The 19210-nt window shown below is 39.0% G+C and carries 17 protein-coding genes and 1 pseudogene; 7 read left to right on the top strand and 11 right to left on the bottom strand.

Annotation, left to right across the window (positions count from 1 at the left end; translation table 11 throughout):
• Positions 1–6 precede the first annotated feature (6 nt).
• The 6 genes from JQ843_RS06755 to JQ843_RS06780 all read left to right on the top strand — a co-directional run bounded on the left by JQ843_RS06755 (position 7) and on the right by JQ843_RS06780 (position 6754).
• Positions 7–1116 carry a glycosyltransferase gene (locus tag JQ843_RS06755; protein ID WP_203213233.1) on the top strand — a complete coding sequence of 370 codons (1110 nt, stop codon included), beginning with the start codon at positions 7–9 and terminating at the stop codon, positions 1114–1116.
• Positions 1117–1353: 237 nt separating this feature from the next.
• Positions 1354–2205 (top strand): ribosome biogenesis GTPase YlqF, encoded by an 852-nt coding sequence (ylqF, locus tag JQ843_RS06760; RefSeq protein ID WP_000201307.1) that lies wholly within the window; start codon positions 1354–1356, stop codon positions 2203–2205.
• Positions 2192–2971, top strand: a complete 780-nt coding sequence (locus JQ843_RS06765) for a ribonuclease HII (protein ID WP_203213234.1) — start codon at positions 2192–2194, stop codon at positions 2969–2971. The genes ylqF and JQ843_RS06765 overlap by 14 nt, the downstream gene beginning before the upstream one ends.
• A gap of 16 nt (positions 2972–2987) precedes the next feature.
• Positions 2988–4538 (top strand): ClC family H(+)/Cl(-) exchange transporter, encoded by a 1551-nt coding sequence (locus tag JQ843_RS06770; RefSeq protein WP_203213235.1) that lies wholly within the window; start codon positions 2988–2990, stop codon positions 4536–4538.
• Positions 4539–5285: 747 nt separating this feature from the next.
• Positions 5286–6320: a hypothetical protein gene (locus JQ843_RS06775; RefSeq protein WP_049550854.1), complete on the top strand. Its 1035-nt coding sequence runs from the start codon at positions 5286–5288 to the stop codon at positions 6318–6320.
• Between the two features lie 38 nt (positions 6321–6358).
• Positions 6359–6754: a DUF6680 family protein gene (locus tag JQ843_RS06780; RefSeq protein WP_049550853.1), complete on the top strand. Its 396-nt coding sequence runs from the start codon at positions 6359–6361 to the stop codon at positions 6752–6754.
• Positions 6755–6789: 35 nt separating this feature from the next.
• Here the strand turns inward: JQ843_RS06780 and JQ843_RS06785 are convergent.
• Positions 6790–6990: pseudogene (locus tag JQ843_RS06785) on the bottom strand (hypothetical protein); the annotation flags it as partial.
• Positions 6991–7289: 299 nt separating this feature from the next.
• Here JQ843_RS06785 and xerS point away from each other — a divergent pair.
• Positions 7290–8360, top strand: a complete 1071-nt coding sequence (gene xerS, locus JQ843_RS06790; RefSeq protein ID WP_203213236.1) for a tyrosine recombinase XerS — start codon at positions 7290–7292, stop codon at positions 8358–8360.
• A gap of 73 nt (positions 8361–8433) precedes the next feature.
• On the opposite strand, the gene JQ843_RS06795 is transcribed toward xerS, so the two are convergent.
• The 10 genes from JQ843_RS06795 to pynA form a co-directional block, all read right to left on the bottom strand.
• Positions 8434–9423, bottom strand: coding sequence for a lipoate--protein ligase (locus JQ843_RS06795; RefSeq protein ID WP_203213237.1), 990 nt, complete (start codon positions 9421–9423; stop codon positions 8434–8436).
• Between the two features lie 59 nt (positions 9424–9482).
• Positions 9483–11186, bottom strand: coding sequence for a dihydrolipoyl dehydrogenase (gene lpdA / locus JQ843_RS06800; RefSeq protein ID WP_261033808.1), 1704 nt, complete (start codon positions 11184–11186; stop codon positions 9483–9485).
• A 45-nt stretch (positions 11187–11231) separates the two neighbouring features.
• Positions 11232–12275, bottom strand: a complete 1044-nt coding sequence (locus JQ843_RS06805; protein ID WP_000752716.1) for a dihydrolipoamide acetyltransferase — start codon at positions 12273–12275, stop codon at positions 11232–11234.
• A 109-nt stretch (positions 12276–12384) separates the two neighbouring features.
• Positions 12385–13377 carry an alpha-ketoacid dehydrogenase subunit beta gene (locus tag JQ843_RS06810; RefSeq protein ID WP_061452541.1) on the bottom strand — a complete coding sequence of 331 codons (993 nt, stop codon included), beginning with the start codon at positions 13375–13377 and terminating at the stop codon, positions 12385–12387.
• A 15-nt stretch (positions 13378–13392) separates the two neighbouring features.
• Positions 13393–14361, bottom strand: coding sequence for a thiamine pyrophosphate-dependent dehydrogenase E1 component subunit alpha (locus tag JQ843_RS06815; protein WP_203213238.1), 969 nt, complete (start codon positions 14359–14361; stop codon positions 13393–13395).
• A 160-nt stretch (positions 14362–14521) separates the two neighbouring features.
• Positions 14522–15874: a sodium-coupled multidrug efflux MATE transporter PdrM gene (gene pdrM / locus JQ843_RS06820; RefSeq protein WP_203213239.1), complete on the bottom strand. Its 1353-nt coding sequence runs from the start codon at positions 15872–15874 to the stop codon at positions 14522–14524.
• Between the two features lie 40 nt (positions 15875–15914).
• A complete protein-coding gene (locus tag JQ843_RS06825) occupies positions 15915–17183 on the bottom strand; it encodes a dihydroorotase (protein ID WP_203213240.1) in 1269 nt (422 codons plus the stop codon).
• Positions 17184–17195: 12 nt separating this feature from the next.
• Entirely contained in the window at positions 17196–17660 is a 465-nt protein-coding gene (locus JQ843_RS06830; protein ID WP_203213241.1) for an NUDIX hydrolase, read from the bottom strand.
• A 9-nt stretch (positions 17661–17669) separates the two neighbouring features.
• On the bottom strand, positions 17670–18323 hold the full coding sequence (locus tag JQ843_RS06835) for a uracil-DNA glycosylase (protein ID WP_203213242.1): 654 nt from the start codon (positions 18321–18323) through the stop codon (positions 17670–17672).
• A gap of 61 nt (positions 18324–18384) precedes the next feature.
• Positions 18385–19077, bottom strand: coding sequence for a pyrimidine 5'-nucleotidase PynA (gene pynA, locus JQ843_RS06840; RefSeq protein WP_203213243.1), 693 nt, complete (start codon positions 19075–19077; stop codon positions 18385–18387).
• Positions 19078–19210 lie beyond the last annotated feature (133 nt).

The raw sequence follows: 19210 nt of genomic DNA on the forward strand, positions 1-19210 counted from the left end.
AAATCAATGAAAAGAATACTAGTGTGTGGGTTGGTTCCAGATGTTGGTGGGTTAGAAAAAATTGTTGTGGATTTTTATAATCATATTGATACCTCTGAATTTGAACTAGAATTTTTACTGCAAGGTTCTGAAGATGTTGAATTTAGTAATCATTTTAAGTCACTTTGTCGAAATCCATTAGTCGTTCATAGAATTCCAAAGTTAAGACCTCATACTAAACAGGCATTAAAGGAATGGGATGATTTTTTTAAGAAAAATGCTCATCGTTATGATATTTTATGGTCCAATCAAAATGGATTGACTCATCTAGAATTTTTAAAATTAGCAAAGAAATACGGAATCGAAAAAAGAATTGTTCATGGACATTGTGCAACAGCCGATAAATTTTACCGCTTTGTTCATCCAGTCAATCGTCTTTTTGTCGGCAAATATGCGACCGATTTTTGGGCATGTGGAACAGAAGCGTTAAACCATTTTTATCATGGTAAGGAAAGAGAAAAAGCACTAGTTATTCATAATGCCATTGAAGTAGAAAAGTTTTTATATAATGAAGAGAAAAAAATTCAACTTCTCAAAGAATATCATATTCCAGAAGATTGTTTTGTTGTAGGACAAGTTTCTCGCTTACATGAAAAATCAAAAAATCAAAGTTTTTGTGTGAAGGTATTTTCTGAAATCGTAAAAAAAGAACCAAATTCTCGTTTAGTATTTATCGGAAGAGGAGATACTGAGTTTTTAGAAAATGTGGCAAAAGAATATGGAGTAGCAGACAAAGTCATCTTTACAGGCTTGACCACTAATGTCGGAAAAATGCTAAATCTTCTAGATGTTTTCTTTTTTCCATCTAATTTTGAGGGATTACCGATTGTACTCATTGAAGCGCAAGCCAATGGATTACCTGTTGTAACAGCAAAGCATTTACCAGACGCAAGAATACTAGATAACTATGATAACAGTCTGTCTTTGAATGATTCTCTTGAAGAATGGGCGGATAAGATTTTGTCTGTCAGAGATCATCGAGAGCTTGATACAGAAAAGGTGAAACAGCTAATAGATGAAAATGGCTACGAGATTGAATCAGCAACCAAACAGTTGGAGAAATTATTTGACGAGTAATAAAAAATTGATGGAGAGGACAAACATGTCTTCTCTAATTTTTTATAATGATTTAATAGTTTGGAACACTATTTAATCCTGAAGCAAAAGCGGACAAAATAAAGAAGTCATGATATAATATAAAGTAGATTTCTATGTTATAAAACAAGAACTGTTTGGACATTATTCATTTGAAAACTTATTTATGTTCAAATGATAGGGGTTCTAAAACCCTTGCTATGAAAGGAAAAAAACTCAATGGCTACTATTCAATGGTTTCCTGGTCACATGTCTAAAGCGCGTCGACAGGTGCAGGAAAATTTAAAATTTGTTGATTTTGTGACGATTTTAGTGGATGCACGCTTACCTTTATCTAGTCAAAATCCTATGTTGACCAAGATTGTTGGTGACAAACCAAAACTTTTGATTTTAAACAAAGCAGACTTGGCCGATCCAGCAATGACCAAAGAATGGCGTCAGTATTTTGAATCACAAGGAATCCAGACGCTAGCTATTAACTCCAAAGAGCAAGTGACTGTAAAAGTTGTAACAGATGCGGCCAAGAAGCTCATGGCTGATAAGATTGCTCGCCAGAAAGAACGTGGTATCAAGATTGAAACCTTGCGTACCATGATTATCGGGATTCCAAATGCTGGTAAATCCACTCTCATGAATCGTTTGGCTGGTAAGAAGATTGCTGTTGTCGGCAACAAACCAGGTGTGACTAAGGGGCAACAATGGCTCAAAACCAATAAAGACCTAGAAATCTTGGATACACCGGGGATTCTTTGGCCTAAGTTTGAGGATGAAACTGTTGCGCTTAAGTTGGCCCTAACTGGAGCTATCAAAGACCAGCTGCTTCCTATGGATGAGGTAACTATTTTTGGTCTCAATTATTTCAAAGAACATTATCCAGAAAAGCTGGCTGAACGCTTCAAACAAATGAAAATTGAGGAAGAAGCGCCTGTTATTATTATGGATATGACACGTGCCCTCGGTTTCCGTGACGACTATGACCGCTTTTACAGTCTCTTCGTGAAGGAAGTCCGCGACGGCAAACTTGGTAACTATACCTTAGATACATTGGAAGACCTCGATGGCGACGATTAAAGAAATCAAAGAACTCCTTGCAACGGTCAAGGAGTTAGAAAGCCCTATTTTTTTAGAACTTGAAAAGGATAATCGCTCTGGAGTTCAAAAGGAAATCAGCAAGCGTAAAAAAGCCATTCAGGCAGAATTGGATGAAGATTTTCGTTTGGAATCCATGCTTTCCTACGAAAAAGAACTTTATAAGCAAGGATTGACCTTGATAGCAGGTGTTGACGAGGTTGGTCGTGGTCCTCTGGCTGGACCTGTAGTCGCTGCAGCCGTTATCTTGCCTAAAAATTGTAAAATTAGAGGCCTCAATGACAGCAAGAAAATTCCTAAAAAGAAACATCTAGAAATTTATCAAGCCGTTCAAAATCAAGCCTTATCAATTGGCATTGGCATCATGGATAATCAAGTCATTGACCAAGTCAATATCTATGAAGCAACCAAACTGGCCATGCAGGAAGCAATCTCTCAGCTCAGTCCGCGACCTGAGCACATTTTGATAGATGCCATGAAACTGGATTTACCAATTTTACAAACATCTATCATCAAAGGTGATGCGAATTCCCTTTCAATTGCAGCCGCTTCTATAGTAGCCAAGGTGACACGTGATGAATTGATGAAGGAATATGATCAGCAGTTCCCTGGCTATGATTTTACTGCTAATGCAGGATATGGAACTGCTAAACACCTAGAAGGCCTCACAAAACTAGGAGTTACCCCAATTCACCGAACAAGTTTTGAACCCGTTAAATCACTGGTTTTAGGAGAAAAAGAAAGTTAAGTTAGAAGGAATGATTATGGAGGAACAGTCAGAAACACTCAGCTCCAAGAAAGAATTTGCCTTTGCCTCGAGTACCATATTATCCCAAGTTGGACGAGGAATCATTGTTGGTCTCGTTGTTGGAATTATCGTTGGATCCTTTCGTTTCTTAATCGAAAAAGGCTTCCACCTGATACAAGGACTTTATCAAGATCAAGCGCACCTAGTGCGCAATCTTTTTATCATTGGTCTATTTTATTTAATAGTTTGTTGGCTCAGTGCTAAATTAACACGGTCAGAAAAAGATATCAAAGGCTCAGGAATCCCTCAAGTCGAAGCCGAATTAAAGGGACTCATGACTCTCAACTGGTGGGGAGTTCTTTGGAAAAAATATATTCTAGGAATTCTTGCTATTGCAAGTGGCCTTATGTTAGGGCGTGAAGGACCCAGTATTCAACTTGGAGCGGTAGGTGGTAAAGGAATTGCCAAATGGCTCAAATCCAGTCCAGTAGAGGAACGCTCCTTAATTGCTAGTGGAGCTGCCGCTGGTCTAGCTGCAGCCTTTAATGCACCGATTGCAGGACTTCTCTTTGTGGTAGAAGAAGTTTATCACCATTTTTCACGCTTTTTCTGGGTATCTACTCTCGCAGCTAGTCTCGTAGCAAACTTTGTCTCACTGCTCATATTTGGCCTAACACCCGTACTGGATATGCCAGACAACATCCCACTCATGACCCTAGACCAGTATTGGATTTACCTCCTTATGGGAGTTTTTCTTGGACTATCTGGTTTTCTCTATGAGAAAGCTGTGCTCAATGTTGGTCGAGTTTATGATTGGTTTGGTCAAAAAACCCATTTGGATAGAGCTTATTACCCAATTCTTGCCTTTATTCTCATCATACCAGTCGGCATCTTCTTGCCACAAATTCTTGGAGGTGGAAATCAGCTGGTTCTTTCCCTGACTAAGCAAGATTTTAGTTTTCAAGTTCTATTAGCGTACTTTTTGATTCGCTTTATTTGGAGCATGATTAGCTATGGAAGTGGCCTTCCAGGAGGAATTTTCCTACCAATTTTGGCGCTTGGTTCCTTGCTTGGTGCCCTAGTTGGTGTAATTTTTGTCAATCTTGGGCTTGTCAGTCAAGAGCAATTCCCTATATTTGTTATCCTCGGAATGAGTGGTTATTTTGGAGCAATATCCAAGGCTCCCTTAACTGCTATGATACTCGTAACTGAGATGGTAGGAGATATTCGCAACCTCATGCCACTCGGACTGGTAACCCTAGTTGCCTACATCATCATGGATCTGCTCAAAGGTGCGCCAGTCTATGAGGCTATGTTGGAAAAAATGCTGCCTGAAGAAGCGTCAGATGAAGGAGAAGTCACACTTATTGAAATTCCTGTTTCAGATAAAATAGCAGGAAAACAAGTACACGAACTCAACTTGCCACATAACGTACTCATCACCACCCAAGTACATAATGGTAAGAGCCAAACAGTTAACGGCTCAACCAGAATGTATCTCGGAGATATGATTCACCTAGTTATTCCAAAAAGTGAAATTGGGAAAGTCAAAGATTTGTTGTTGTAAGAGTTCTTTACATAATTTATGTTATGTAAAGATAAACTTCTTAATTAAATATATTAGAAAACCGATTCTCAGCAATGAGATCGGTTATTTTTTACAGATAAGATATTTCACATACAAATAATTGAGCTTTGGTAAAAATAAGACTATAATCAAGTTAGAAATGATAATGCACAAAGCCAGAAAGGAGTTTACTGTATCAAACCTGCACAGTAAGATTAAAACCATGAAAAAGAAAACGATAGCAATTATACAATGTATTTTGTATCTCATAGCACCTTATATAGCTCTTCAGTTAAGTAGAATGAACAGAAGTATCGTTACTGATAATCTCTTTTTTATTTTCCTTATTCTGCTGACTATTTCATTCTGGTTTAGTATTTGGAAACTAGAAAAAGCACTAGATAATGATTCACAATGAAACTCCAAAGAAAAACTGGAAATTTTTGTACTTTTCCCTAGACAGCAGATAAACCCTTGATACAACTGAGTTTAAGACGTAATGTACACTCTTTGAAAAATGTACTTTATAATTGAAATGTACTTTATTTTAAGGCAAGATAAAGTACATTTTTTGATCCAGAAGCGTTCAATAAGTATCATTTATAAAGTACATTTTGGTAAAAAGTATTAATACTTTCAATTGTACATTTTTAATGAAAATATTTCTTTTCTAACCATTACAAAACTCGTGAATGTTGAATACTTAGTGGTATAATTAAAACATGACATATAGAAAGAAATACCCCTATGGAAAATAATCATAGTGAAGTTCAAAAAAATAAATTGACAATTAATAAAGTCCCAGTTCAAAACAAAAAGCTTACAGAAGCCCTTAGAGTTTTTCATGAGACACTTAATCATTCAAGGTTGATTGAGGTTCAAAATAGTATGCTACAAGCAAATAAAGCTGCGTTAGCCAGTTTTAATTTTTCTAAGCAAATAGCTGAAACCACTAAACCGTTTCTAACAGAAATAAACTCAGCCACATCTATTTTAAATAACCAAAGATATCTTAAAATTTTATCTGATACAGAAGCAGCATTTAGTGCAATTTCTTTAAAAACTCAAATAGATAATATCGGACGAATACTTGAGCCTATTCACAATATTTTTGATAAATCTGCTTTTAATTTTACTGAAAGTTTAAAAGAATTCTTAAAGAAATACCATGAACCTTATTCTGAAACAGAAGCAGAAGCAATAACTTTAAATATTGAAAAACTTGCTGAAGAAGGTTGGGTAATCTACCATAGCTATAGTGATGACTATCGAACAATCTGCACTATAGATTTTGAAGTATTGATAAAGGAGTGGCAAACTCTATTAAAAGAAGATCTTGAAGATAAGGAGCTTATACAAGAGTTAAAAGACTCAACGTATTACTCAGAACCCTTGATAGATTCTATGATCGAAAGTTATAGAAGCCAAAATTATTACGCTGCTTATACACTTGCTACAATAGCTATTGATGGTGCATTAAACAGATTTTCAGAACAATATTCAAATAAAGAAAAAATACTTGTAGGATACAAATCTGTAGATTTATTAAATAATAAAATTGTTAATAAGACGTTTTCTGATATTAGTCTATTTCATTGGTTATTCAAATTTTTTGTTCGTACTAATAACTTCACATTAGAAGAACCTAATAGGCACATGATTTGTCATGGGCGATGGGAACAGCCACTCTTTGAAACAGATTTTTTAAAGTTATTTAATGTACTTTTATGTATTCTAGAAAACTTTGAGTTTTTTCAGAGTGATTTTTTAAAATTACAGTGAATTGACGCTATTTGTTAAATAAAGAAAGTGATTTGAAAATGGATATTATTGTTAACACGGATTTTATTAATACTGTCATCACTTCTATAATTACGTCAGGGATTATCGGAGTCTTTATATCAGAATACTATCAAAGAAAAACTTTAGTTAAAAAAATGAAAAGAGATTTTGTGATAGAACTCTTTGCTAATAGATTTATGTTAAGAGAGGATTTTTCTGATGATGCAAATGAATTAAATAAAACTCTTGGTAAAATACCGATTATTTTTTCTGACAACCAAGAGGTAATTAGTTGTTATAAAAGAATGTTCCTTAATAGAAACGATGAAACTTTATTAAACTTAATCAAGTCCGTGTGTATGGATAAGACAGTTAATATTGATATTTCTAAGTGGGACGATAAGATGATTATGAAGACACTTTTTATAAAATAAAAATATTTTTAAGTACTACAAAAGTGTTTAACTCCTTAGTTGAATAAAGTAAAATAAAAGTACATTCTTAATAAGATGTACTTTTTCTTGTTTTGTTTTTTTGATAAGGCAAATTTAATTCCTTGTCTATCTAATTTATCTAATTGTTCCAGGAGATCTTGTTCATCATTTTTTGACCAGCCACCATTTTCATTGTAAGTGGCAGTAGATATTAGATAAGGCGAATCCAAAAAAACAAAATCTCCAGTTTTAAAGTTTTGTTTTTTTTAAAATTCTCTAAAATCTAAAGAAGAAAAATTAATTTTGCGCTCTTGTAATAAAAGGATGAACTTTTTCAGCTTCTCAGCCATATTTATATTAAAATCTCTCTTTCCTGTTTAGCTATGATGAAAGTTCAAAAAAATTTTTTAGTTATTCAAAGGTTCTAAGTCTTTTTTTAAAAGCTTCATAACATCTTTCTGAAAAACTATAATTTTCTTGAAAAATAAATAAGTCTATGCTATACTACTAGTAGACTTATTTATGGAGAAAATACATGAAACGTGAGATTTTACTGGAACGAATAGACAAACTAAAACAAATCATGCCCTGGTATGTTCTGGAATACTATCAATCTAAGCTAGCTGTACCTTACAGTTTTACAACCTTGTACGAATATCTCAAGGAATACGATCGATTTTTCAGCTGGGTTTTAGAGTCTGACATTTCAAATGCTGATAAAATGTCTGATATTCCTTTATCTGTCTTGGAAAATATGTCTAAGAAAGACATGGAATCTTTTATCCTTTATTTACGTGAACGTCCTTTGCTGAATGCTAATACAACCAAACAAGGAGTTTCACAGACAACTATCAATCGAACCTTGTCAGCTCTTTCCAGTCTTTATAAGTATCTAACCGAGGAGGTTGAAAACGATCAGGGGGAACCTTATTTCTATCGTAATGTAATGAAAAAAGTTTCAACCAAGAAAAAGAAAGAAACACTTGCTGCCAGAGCTGAAAACATCAAGCAAAAACTCTTTTTAGGTGATGAAACAGAAGGTTTTCTAACTTATATTGACCAAGAGTATCCACAACAACTTTCAAATCGCGCTCTCTCATCATTCAACAAAAATAAAGAACGTGATTTGGCCATTATTGCCCTTCTATTGGCGTCTGGTGTCCGCTTATCTGAAGCTGTTAATCTGGATCTAAGAGATCTCAATCTAAAAATGATGGTTATCGATGTCACTCGAAAAGGAGGCAAACGTGACTCGGTCAATGTCGCTGCTTTTGCTAAACCTTATCTAGAAAATTATCTGGCCATTCGTAATCAACGCTATAAGACAGAAAAAACAGATACATCCCTTTTTTTGACACTCTACAGAGGTGTTCCTAATCGTATCGATGCTTCCAGTGTGGAAAAGATGGTTGCTAAGTACTCTGAGGACTTCAAAGTCCGTGTAACACCCCATAAACTACGACATACCCTAGCAACCAGGCTCTATGATGCCACTAAATCGCAAGTTTTGGTCAGTCACCAGCTAGGACATGCCAGCACACAAGTCACTGACCTCTATACCCATATCGTTAATGATGAACAAAAGAATGCTCTAGACAGTTTATAAAATACATAAAATAAATTATGTAATATATGGTTTTTAAAAAAGAAGCTGGTCCTACAACCAACTTCTTTTTGATTTATCCAACTACCGCTTCAGCGATTTCTTCACGGCTAATACCAGCGAAATAGCGTGTGATATCAATGGTTTCTAACGCCTTAAGGACATCTTCGCGTTCGTATTTCACCCCACGAAGGACATCTTCTACTGCAGCAACATCTTCAATACCAAAGAAGTCACCGTAAATCTTGATGTCTTGGATTTTTGATTCGAGAACATTAGCAAAGACTTCCACCTTACCACTAGTGAATTTTGTTCCACGACGGACGTTAAATTCAGGTGATTTACCATAGTTCCAGTCCCAAGTACCAAACTTAGTATCCTTGATGTGATTGATTTCAGCTAATTCTTCCTCAGAAAAAACGTATTCTGTCATCTCTGGATACTCTTTTTTCATGTATTCCAAGAGTAAGTCACGGAATTCTTCGACTGTGATTTTTTCTGGTAATTCATTGACAATATTGGTGACACGAGCACGGACGGATTTCACACCTTTTGATTCAAATTTATCTTTTGAAACCTTGAGGGCGTTAGCAAGGACTGACAAATCAACGTCAAAGAGCAAGCAACCGTGGTGCATGATACGACCGTTGATATAGGCTTGGGCATTGCCACAGAATTTCTTGCCGTCAATTTCTAAGTCATTACGACCTGTGAACTCAGCTTTAACCCCAAGTTGAGCCAAAGTATTGATAACTGGAGTTGAGAAGCTCTTAAAGTCAAAAGCCTTGTTTTCATCTTCTTTTGAGATAATCGTGTAGTTGAGATTGTTTAAATCGTGGTAAACAGCTCCACCACCACTGATACGGCGGACCACCTCAATACCATTTTCTCGAACATAATCACGGTTGATTTCTTCGATGGTATTCTGGTGACGACCAACAATGATAGATGGTTTGTTAATCCAAAGTAGGAAGATTTGATCCTCATCCAAAAGGTGTTTAAAGGCGTATTCTTCCAAGGCAATATTAAAGGCAGTGTCGTTTGAATGATTGATAATATATTTCATGATATCCCTTTATACGATAGAGACTGGAAAGATATTTTCCAGTCTATTCTATCTTCGTTTTATTTTTTCTTAGGTGAATGGATGGCCATTCCTAAAACATCCGCAAATGCTTCGTACATCACTTCAGAGTAAGTTGGATGTCCGTGGATAGTTTTCAGCATTTCTTCAACAGTAATTTCCATTTCGATAATGCTTGACGCTTCATTGATCAATTCTGCAGCTGCAGGACCGATGATATGAACACCAAGGATTTCTCCATATTTCTTATCAGCAATAACTTTAACGAAACCTTGAGCAGCATCAGAAGCAATGGCACGACCGTTAGCAGCAAAGTTGAACTTACCAATGGCTACATCGTACTTCTCACGGGCTTGTTCTTCTGTCAAACCTACTGCTGCTACTTCAGGGAGAGTGTAGATGGCTGCAGGAGTCAAGTTCAACTTGGCTACAGCATGATTTCCTTTAAGAGCATTTTCAGCAGCAACTTCACCCATACGGAAGGCTGCGTGCGCCAACATCTTAGTTCCGTTGATGTCACCTGGTGCGTAAATTCCTGGAACAGAAGTTTCCATGTATTCGTTGACCTTGATGCGTCCACGGTCCAGTTCAAACTCAACATCGCCAATACCTTCAAGGTCTGGTACACGACCGATTGAAAGAAGCGCTTTATTTGCGATGATATCATCTTTTCCTTCAACCTTGATACGAAGTTGACCATTTTCCTCGATGATTTCTTGCAGTTTAGTACCAGTCAAGATGGTCATTCCTTTACGCTCAAGGATCAAGCGAAGGTTCTTAGACACTTCTGCATCCATAGCTGGCACGATACGGTCCATCATTTCGATAACAGTTACTTTTGAACCAAATGTCATAAAGGCCTGACCGAGTTCGATACCGACAACTCCACCACCGATGATGACAAGGCTTTCTGGCACTTCGTTCATTTCAAGAATGTCGTCACTTGTCATCACGAGTGGAGATTCCATACCAGGGACGTTGATCTTGCTGACTTTTGAACCACCGGCAAGGATGATTTTCTTGGTTTCAAGTAATTCAGAACCATTTACCAAGACGTTCTTGTCTTTAGTAATGGTACCAATACCTTTATGCACAGTAACTCCGTAGCTACGAAGAAGTCCTGCAACACCACCAACAAGAGTATTAACAACTTTAGATTTAGTTTCTAAAAGTTTGTCCATATCAACAGTGAAGTTAGGATTTTCAATCACAATACCACGATTTGCAGCATGACCGATATTTTCAATAATTTCAGCGTTATGAAGGTAGGTTTTGGTTGGGATACAACCACGGTTTAAGCAGGTTCCGCCGAGTTCAGATTTCTCAACTAGAGCAACCTTACCACCGAGTTGGGCAGCTTTAATGGCTGCAACATAACCAGCAGGACCTCCACCAATCACAACGATATCAAAAGCATCATCGCTCTTACCATCATCGTTTGAGGCACTTGCTGCAGGTGCTGGGCTAGCTTCTGGCGCTGCTGCCCCAGCTGTTGGGATATTTTCCCCTTCTTCGCCAAGGTAACCGATAACTTCCGTTACAGGGACAGTTTCGCCATCTCCTTTGAGAATGGCAATCAAGTACCCATCTTCTTCGGCTTCCAATTCCATGCTGACTTTATCAGTCATGATTTCCAAAAGGATTTCTCCTTCTTTTACAAATTCTCCGACTTTTTTATTCCATTGGACGATTTGTCCTTCTGTCATATCCACGCCGGCTTTTGGCATAATTACTTCTAAGGCCATGTCTTCCTTCCTTTATCTATATCTTAAAAATGAATACTCTTGTACTTAAATCAACATTGAGATTGGATTTTCAATCAATTCTTTCAAGTCTTTCATAAACTTAGCACCAGCCATACCATCTACGACACGGTGGTCAATTGTTAAACCAAGGCTCATGATTGGGCGAATCACAATTTCACCATTGACTACAACTGGCTTCTCGATTGTCGAACTCACACCAAGGATAGCTGAGTTTGGTTGGTTGATGATAGGACCAAAAGACTGAACACCAAACATTCCCAAATTACTGATTGTGAAAGTTGAATTTTGCAGTTCGCTTGGAGCTAATTTACCATCCAAGGTACGGCCAATAACATCCTTGAAGGCTACAACCAGTTCTGAAAGACTCATCTTCTCAGCATTGTAAACAACAGGTGTCATTAATCCATTATCCATCCCAACTGCCATGGCAAGATTGACATAGTTGTGAGTGATAATAGTCTTGCCATCTTCTGTCAATGAAGCGTTGATGTATGGGTGTTTCATAAGAGTCTTAACAACTGCAAGTGAAAGAAGGTCTGTTACAGTAGTCTTCTTCCCAGTTGCTTCCATGATTGGTTCAAGCACCTTCTTACGAAGAGCCAACATTTCAGTCATATCAACTTCATAGTTGAGAGTGAAGGTTGGCGCAGTTAGGTAAGATTCAACCATCCGTTGGGCAATAACCTTACGCATTGGTGTCATTGGAATACGCTCAATTTCACCGTATGGTGTTACGTTATCAGGAACTTCTTCCACTTTTTCAATCTGAGCAGGAGACTTGATGGTGTCGTTTTCGATATTTTCAGGAAGCAAGGCCAAAACATCCTTCTTCATGATTTTACCACGATGACCAGTTCCTTGGATTTCCTGCCAAGCAATGTTATGTTCGAGGGCAATTCGTTTTGCAAGTGGCGAAATGCGAACCACATTTGTGTCTTTATAAGTTTCCACGTCTTCTTTGTGGACACGACCGTTTGCACCTGAGCCAGAAACGTCGTAGAGGTTGATCCCTAAATCATCCGCTAACTTTCTAGCCGCAGGAGTCGCTCTTAGCTTGTCATCAGCCATGACCTCTCCAATTCTATACTAAGATATTAAGGACGAAGAGCTCCGTACCTAAAAGATACAAAGTTTCTCGTCAGCTTTATTTTGTTTACATAACTTATCTTATGTAATTCTATTCTTTGTTATATGTTTTACGAATGGCATCTTTGATGCTTTCAACGGTTGGAATCATTGCATTTTCTAGGTTTTGTGCATAAGGCATTGGCACATCTTCTCCTGCGCAACGACGGATTGGTGCATCTAGATAGTCAAATGCTTCTGATTCTGAAATAATAGCTGAAATTTCACCGATATAGCCACTTGTCTTGTGGGCATCGTTGACCAGAACAACTTTACCAGTCTTCTTAACTGAGTTAATAATAATATCCTTATCAAGCGGAACAAGGGTACGTGGGTCAACAATTTCAACTGAAATGCCTTCTTCTGCTAATTCTTCAGCTGCTTGAACCACACGGCGAAGCATTTTCCCATAAGTAACAACTGTTACATCCGTTCCTTCGCGTTTGATTTCGCCGACTCCAAGTGGAATCGTGTAGTCTGGATCAACTGGTACTTCCCCTTTTTGGTTAAATTCTGACTTGTACTCAAGAATGATAACAGGGTTGTTATCACGGATAGAAGACTTAAGCAGTCCTTTCATGTCCGCAGGCGTACCTGGTGCTACAACCTTAAGTCCTGGAATATGAGTAAACCAAGACTCTAGTGATTGCGAGTGCTGGGCGGCAGATCCAACTCCGTTACCAGCTGCACAACGGATAGTCATTGGAACCTGACCTTTACCACCAAACATGTAACGTGTTTTAGCAGCTTGGTTGACGATATTGTCCATGGCAATAACCGAGAAGTCCATGAAGGTCATATCAACGATTGGACGAAGTCCTGTCATGGCTGCTCCTGCTGCTGCTCCTGAAATGGCAGCCTCAGAAATCGGACAGTCACGGACACGTTCTGGACCAAATTCTTCAAGCATTCCAACAGAAGTTCCGAAGTCTCCTCCGAAGACACCAACATCTTCTCCCATCAAGAACACATTTTCATCGCGACGCATTTCCTCAGACATAGCAAGGATAATGGTGTCACGGAAGGACATTGTTTTTGTTTCCATTTTATCTCTTTCTCCTTAGTCTGCGTAAATATCTTCAAATGCTGATTCAAGCGGTGGGAATGGACTTTCTTCCGCAAATTTAACAGAAGCTTCTACTTCTTCCTTGACTTGCGCTTGGATTTCTTCCAATTCTTCGGCACTTGCAATAGTGTTTTCAATGAGGTACTTGCGAAGGTTTTCGATCGGGTCTTTTTGTTTCCACAATTCCACTTCTTCACGCGTACGATATTTACCAGGGTCAGATGATGAGTGACCAAGCCAGCGGTAAGTGACACTTTCAATCAAGACTGGACCATTGCCACTGCGAACATGATCTACAGCTTTCTTAAATCCTTCATAGACATCAATGACATTGTTTCCATCTTCGATGAACATTCCAGGAATTCCATAAGCGGCGCTACGTTGATGGATATGTTCTACATTGGTCATTTTCTTGATATCCGCAGAGATACCGTAACCGTTGTTAATGCAGTAGAAAATGACTGGCAGGTTCCAGATAGAAGCCATATTTACTGCTTCGTGGAAAACACCTTCGTTGGTCGCACCATCTCCAAAGAAGCAGACAACGATTTTTCCGGTATTTTGCATTTGCTGACTGAGGGCTGCACCAACAGCGATTCCCATACCACCACCTACGATACCATTGGCACCAAGGTTACCAGCATCAAGGTCAGCGATATGCATAGAACCACCTTTACCTTTACAGGTTCCAGTATATTTACCGAGGATTTCAGCCATCATTCCGTTTAGGTCAATTCCTTTGGCAATAGCTTGTCCGTGACCACGGTGGTTTGAGGTAATTAGATCATCTGGATTGAGAGCCAACATAGCACCCACGTTAGCTGCCTCTTCTCCAACAGAAAAGTGCGTCATTCCTGGCACTTTCCCTTTCTTTACTAATTGCGCAATTTTTAAGTCCATACGACGGATTTCTTCCATCTTACGGAACATCTCTAGCAAAAGATTTTTATCTAAAATTGACATCTTCTTGCCTTTCTAACTTTCTTCTTACCTTACTATTTTACCGTTTTTGGCAAATACTGTCAAAGTTTTTCTAAAGAAAATTTCACAAATTAAAAAAGAAAACCCCATAGGAATAACGGATTTTCTTATCAAGAATATTTTTTCACAAACTTTGTATCGTTTATTTTGCTAAAGATTCAAATCTCTTCATAATCACAGTTAAACGCCAACGGTAGAGAACCCCACTCACAATTAGACTAATAATCAAGCCGATCCAGTAAGAATAAGCTCCAAAATCTGTTAGAGAGTCGAATACCATAGCTACTGGGAGTGTCACCCCCCAGTAACCAACCAAACCAAGGTAAAAAGGAATAACGGTATCCTTATACCCCCGTAAAATTCCCTGAAGCGGTGCCGCAAAGGTATCTGCTAATTGGAAGAAAAGACTATAAGTCAAAAAGCGCGCTGTCAAATCAATAAATTCTGGGTCGTTACCATAAAGACTAGCCACATTTCCCCTAAAGATATAAAGGAAGGATAAGGTGAAGGCCGCAAAAATGAGGGCAGTCCATCTTCCTAGACCAATATAGGTTTTAGCATCATCAAATCGCTTGGCTCCCACTTCATAGGAAACGACAATAGCCATAGCCGATGAGATACTCATAGGAAAGGCGTACATAAGACTTGAAAAGTTCATAGCTGACTGATGACTAGCGATAATCAAGGACGAAAACTTAGCCATAATCAAGCCAACCACAGAAAAGATAGCTACTTCCGCGAAGACAGTTCCTCCAATAGGCAGACCTAAACGAACTCCTTCCTTGATTTTATCCATATTAAGCGGAATTCGTTTCTCAAGATGTAGGGCTTTGAGCTTCTCCTGTTTAAATAGAACCAGTACAGAAATTCCCAGTAAGACCCAGTAGGCCAAGGATGTTCCTAAACCAGCACCAGCACCTCCCAGTTCTGGAACACCAAAGGCCCCGTAAATCAAGAGATAGTTAAATCCGCTATTGAGAGGAAGTAACAAAAGCATGAGATACATAGACAGTTTGGTCAAGCCCAGAGAATCCAGCAAGGAACGAACGACACTAAAAAGCAACAGGGGGATAATTCCGATAGATAAAAACCAGAGATAACGAACCGCTACTGCTGCCACAGGAGCTTCTAGTCCAATATGATTCAAAACAGGTGGTGCCAGGAAAAGTACTAATCCCAGCAAGACCACGGATAGACCCAAGGCAAGATAAATGAACTGGTAAAAATCAGATGCAACTTCTTCCTTTTTCCCTCTCCCAAGATGGTGACCAATGATGGGTACCAAGGCTGATACAATTCCTGTTAGGAATGTAAAAAAAGGATTCCAGATACTGGTTGCCATAGATACACCAGCCAAGTCCATGGTATTGTATTGACCTGTCATAGTCGTATCAACAAAGGAGGCAGAATAATTGGCAAATTGATAAATCAGGATAGGGAAAAATATCTTTAAAAATAAGATAAACTTGTCTTTGAAATGATGGGTTTGGTACATATAGGCTCTCTATTCTTTTTGTTTACAGAGCAGACTCCCCCTAGTTTTGATAGACGATTTGTCCCTTACAGATGGTATATTTAACCTGCCCTTTTAAGGTTTCACCGATGAATGGTGAATTAGCTGCTTTCGAAGCAAAATGGGAGTCCACAAGGCGGTCAGCCTTAGCATCAAAAATAGTGATATCTGCTGGACCATTCTCAGCCAAGTAACCTGCTTCAAAGTTGTAAAGTTTGGCTGGGTTGTATGTCATCTTTTCAAGCAATTCCATCAGGCTTAACTCACCAGCTTCTACCAAATAGGTCAAGCCGAGAGAAAGAGATGTTTCCAAACCTGTCATACCAGATGGCGCTTTGGTAATATCCTCAACATTTTTTTCATCTGCATGATGAGGCGCGTGATCAGTTGCGATAACTGTGATGACACCTGACTTGAGACCTTCAATCACGGCGCGACGGTCTGATTCCAAACGAAGTGGCGGATTCATCTTAGCATTGCTTCCTTGTGTCAAAAGGAGCGCTTCGGTCTTAGAAAAATGCTGTGGCGCCACTTCTGCTGTGACTTGCGCACCCAAACCTTGAGCAAACTCAACTACTTTAACACTTTCTTCCTTAGACAAATGCTGGATATGGACATGAGCCTTGGTCGCATAGGCAATCATGACATCACGCGCCATCATAGCATACTCAGCCACCCCAGTCGCACCACAAATATGGAAATGTTCTTTAGCGATATTTTCATTAAATCCAAGAATCCCATTCAAACCTGGATCTTCCTCATGAAGACTAATAAAGGTATTGAGTTTTTTGGCTTCTTCCATAGCTTCCTTGACAACTTTACTGCTTTCAAGCGGAATACCGTCATCAGAAAAACCAACCGCACCAGCTTCTAAAAGCGCCTTAAAGTCAGTCAAGTCTTGGCCATTAAAATTCTTCGTGATTGTCGCAACCGTCTTAACATTAATCTTCTCCTTTGCAGCTGACTGGAGAACTTCTTGCAAAGTCTCAACATCTGAAATGGTTGGACTAGTATTAGCCATCATAACGACCGTTGTAAAACCACCTGCAGCGGCCGCTAGGGCACCAGTATGGATATCTTCCTTGTGGGTTTGACCAGGTTCACGGAAATGAACATGGATATCAACCAAACCAGGCGCAACTACAAGACCAGTAGCATCAAGCACCTCTGCCCCTTCTTCTTTAATCTCAGGCGCAATTTTGACAATTTTCCCATCTTGAACCAAGACATCACACACTTGATCCAAACCAGACTTGGGATCCATTACACGACCGTTTTTGATTACTAGCATCAGCTTTCTCCTTTATTCATAAAAATCAACTTGAGTATCCAATAATTTGTCCCCATCATAAACAAACTTGGCTGAAAAGAAGGGTTTGTCCTCTAAAAGCCATTCAACAAAGGTGTGGTCACCTTCCCAAGTTGGCTTGCTCAAAACCTCGTCATAGGGAACCCATTCTAGCGTTCCCTCGTTGCAATCAATCAATTCACCCTCAAACTCCGTCACCTTAAAAACATAGGTGTACCAGTCTAAATCTGGCGTAAATTCTGGAAAAGTGATAACACCTTTTAGAACTGGCTTGGCTTTGAGCCCTGTTTCTTCGAGGATTTCACGCACCGCGCATTCTTGAGGTGTCTCACCACGCTCTAGCTTACCACCCACGCCAATCCATTTCCCTTCATGAACATCATTGGGTTTCTTATTACGGTGGAGCATGAGCAGTTCTTTTCCATTATCAATGTAGCAAATCGTCGCTAACTGAGGCATATTTTCTCCTTATCTAAGCCAATCGATTGGCTCTTGTCCTGTATCTTCTAAAAAAGCATTTGCCTTGGAAAAAGGCTTAGAACCCCAAAATCCTCTATAAACTGACAAAGGACTGGGATGGGCTGATTCTATAATCAAGTGGTTAGGATTGCTGACCAAGACCTTCTTCTTGCGTGCATAGGCTCCCCAGAGTACAAAGACCACTGGCCTATCTAGATGATTGACGACCTGAATCACAGCATCTGTAAATGGCTCCCATATTTGACCAGCATGACCATTTGCCTGTCCAGCAGGCACGGTCAAACAAGCATTGAGAAGCAAGACTCCTTGCTCAGCCCAAGTCGTCAAATCATGGGATTTCTTAACTCCGATATCATCTGACAATTCTTTCAAGATATTTTGCAAGGATGGCGGAGCTGGGATAGAGTCAGGAACAGAAAAACTCAAACCCTGCGCCTGACCTGGCCCGTGATAGGGATCTTGCCCTAGAATCACCACCTTAACGTCTTCTAGGGGTGTGGTCAAGAGAGCCTGAAAAACCTTTTCCTTGGGTGGATAAATAGTCCCCTGAGCATAGACCTGCTCCATAAACTGATTGATTTTCGCAAAATAACCTTCAGGTAATTGTCCCTTAAGCAAAGCATGCCAAGACGAATGTTCCATAGCCGACTCCTTCGTTTTTACTGCCTCTATTATAGCAAAAAGTGGCTTTCTAAACCACTTTTTACAGTTTATCTAAGCAATACAGCAAGTCTTGGTAAGAATGGACTTCGTAAGTCGGCTGGGCTTGTGTATGATTTTCAACGCGATGAGGGTTGTACCAGATAGTGTCAATCCCCGCATTATTGCCGCCTTGAATGTCGGCGGTTAGGGAATCTCCAATCATCAGCGTCTTTTCTTTACTAAAGTCAGCAATCTGTTGACCGATCTTTTCATAAAAGAGAGCATCAGGCTTTTGTGTTTGCAATTGTTCTGAGATAAAGACTTGATTGAAATAAGGTGCTAGACCCGATTGAGCCAAACGCCCTGTCTGGATGGCAGTTATTCCATTTGTCGCAGCATACAGCTCATAATCTCGCTCAATGAGGCTGTCTAGGAGTTCATGAGCGTCTGAAAAGGTTTGCCCCTGCTGAGCGAGGTAAAATTGGTAACGTTGGGCTAGAAAACTACCGTCTTTTTCCTGTCCAAAATAATCAAATAAACGAGAAAAGCGCGTGTTAACCAGTTCTTGTTTACTGATTTTCTTTTGCTCCAAGTCCTTCCAGAGAGCCTTGTTCATGGGAACGTAATAGTCTTTATAAGCCTGAATATCCGCAACTCCTTCTTCTTTTAGAAGTTGGGTCAAAGCCACATCCTCAGCAGCATCAAAATCCAGCAAGGTGTGGTCGAGGTCGAAGAGTAGAAATTTGTAGGACAATTTGAGATTTTCCTTTCTGAAAAAGCGTTATGAATATTATAGCATAAAGTAAGAAAGCCATATCAATTTATTCCATCTATTTGACATACAATTATCACAACTAAAGGCTACAAGTATACTTATAAATCACTCT

This window comes from Streptococcus mitis (genome assembly GCF_905187495.1).
GTDB lineage: Bacteria > Bacillota > Bacilli > Lactobacillales > Streptococcaceae > Streptococcus > Streptococcus mitis_CU.

Coding starts and splice junctions, on each gene's coding strand:
- ylqF (WP_000201307.1), top strand. CDS start 1,354: ATGGCTACTATTCAATGGTTTCCTGGTCACATGTCTAAAGCGCGTCGA.
- lpdA (WP_261033808.1), bottom strand. CDS start 11,186: ATGGCCTTAGAAGTAATTATGCCAAAAGCCGGCGTGGATATGACAGAA.
- JQ843_RS06765 (WP_203213234.1), top strand. CDS start 2,192: ATGGCGACGATTAAAGAAATCAAAGAACTCCTTGCAACGGTCAAGGAG.
- JQ843_RS06810 (WP_061452541.1), bottom strand. CDS start 13,377: ATGGAAACAAAAACAATGTCCTTCCGTGACACCATTATCCTTGCTATG.
- JQ843_RS06770 (WP_203213235.1), top strand. CDS start 2,988: ATGGAGGAACAGTCAGAAACACTCAGCTCCAAGAAAGAATTTGCCTTT.
- JQ843_RS06815 (WP_203213238.1), bottom strand. CDS start 14,361: ATGTCAATTTTAGATAAAAATCTTTTGCTAGAGATGTTCCGTAAGATG.
- JQ843_RS06775 (WP_049550854.1), top strand. CDS start 5,286: ATGGAAAATAATCATAGTGAAGTTCAAAAAAATAAATTGACAATTAAT.
- JQ843_RS06805 (WP_000752716.1), bottom strand. CDS start 12,275: ATGGCTGATGACAAGCTAAGAGCGACTCCTGCGGCTAGAAAGTTAGCG.
- JQ843_RS06755 (WP_203213233.1), top strand. CDS start 7: ATGAAAAGAATACTAGTGTGTGGGTTGGTTCCAGATGTTGGTGGGTTA.
- JQ843_RS06780 (WP_049550853.1), top strand. CDS start 6,359: ATGGATATTATTGTTAACACGGATTTTATTAATACTGTCATCACTTCT.
- xerS (WP_203213236.1), top strand. CDS start 7,290: ATGAAACGTGAGATTTTACTGGAACGAATAGACAAACTAAAACAAATC.
- JQ843_RS06795 (WP_203213237.1), bottom strand. CDS start 9,423: ATGAAATATATTATCAATCATTCAAACGACACTGCCTTTAATATTGCC.
- JQ843_RS06830 (WP_203213241.1), bottom strand. CDS start 17,660: ATGCCTCAGTTAGCGACGATTTGCTACATTGATAATGGAAAAGAACTG.
- JQ843_RS06825 (WP_203213240.1), bottom strand. CDS start 17,183: ATGCTAGTAATCAAAAACGGTCGTGTAATGGATCCCAAGTCTGGTTTG.
- JQ843_RS06835 (WP_203213242.1), bottom strand. CDS start 18,323: ATGGAACATTCGTCTTGGCATGCTTTGCTTAAGGGACAATTACCTGAA.
- pdrM (WP_203213239.1), bottom strand. CDS start 15,874: ATGTACCAAACCCATCATTTCAAAGACAAGTTTATCTTATTTTTAAAG.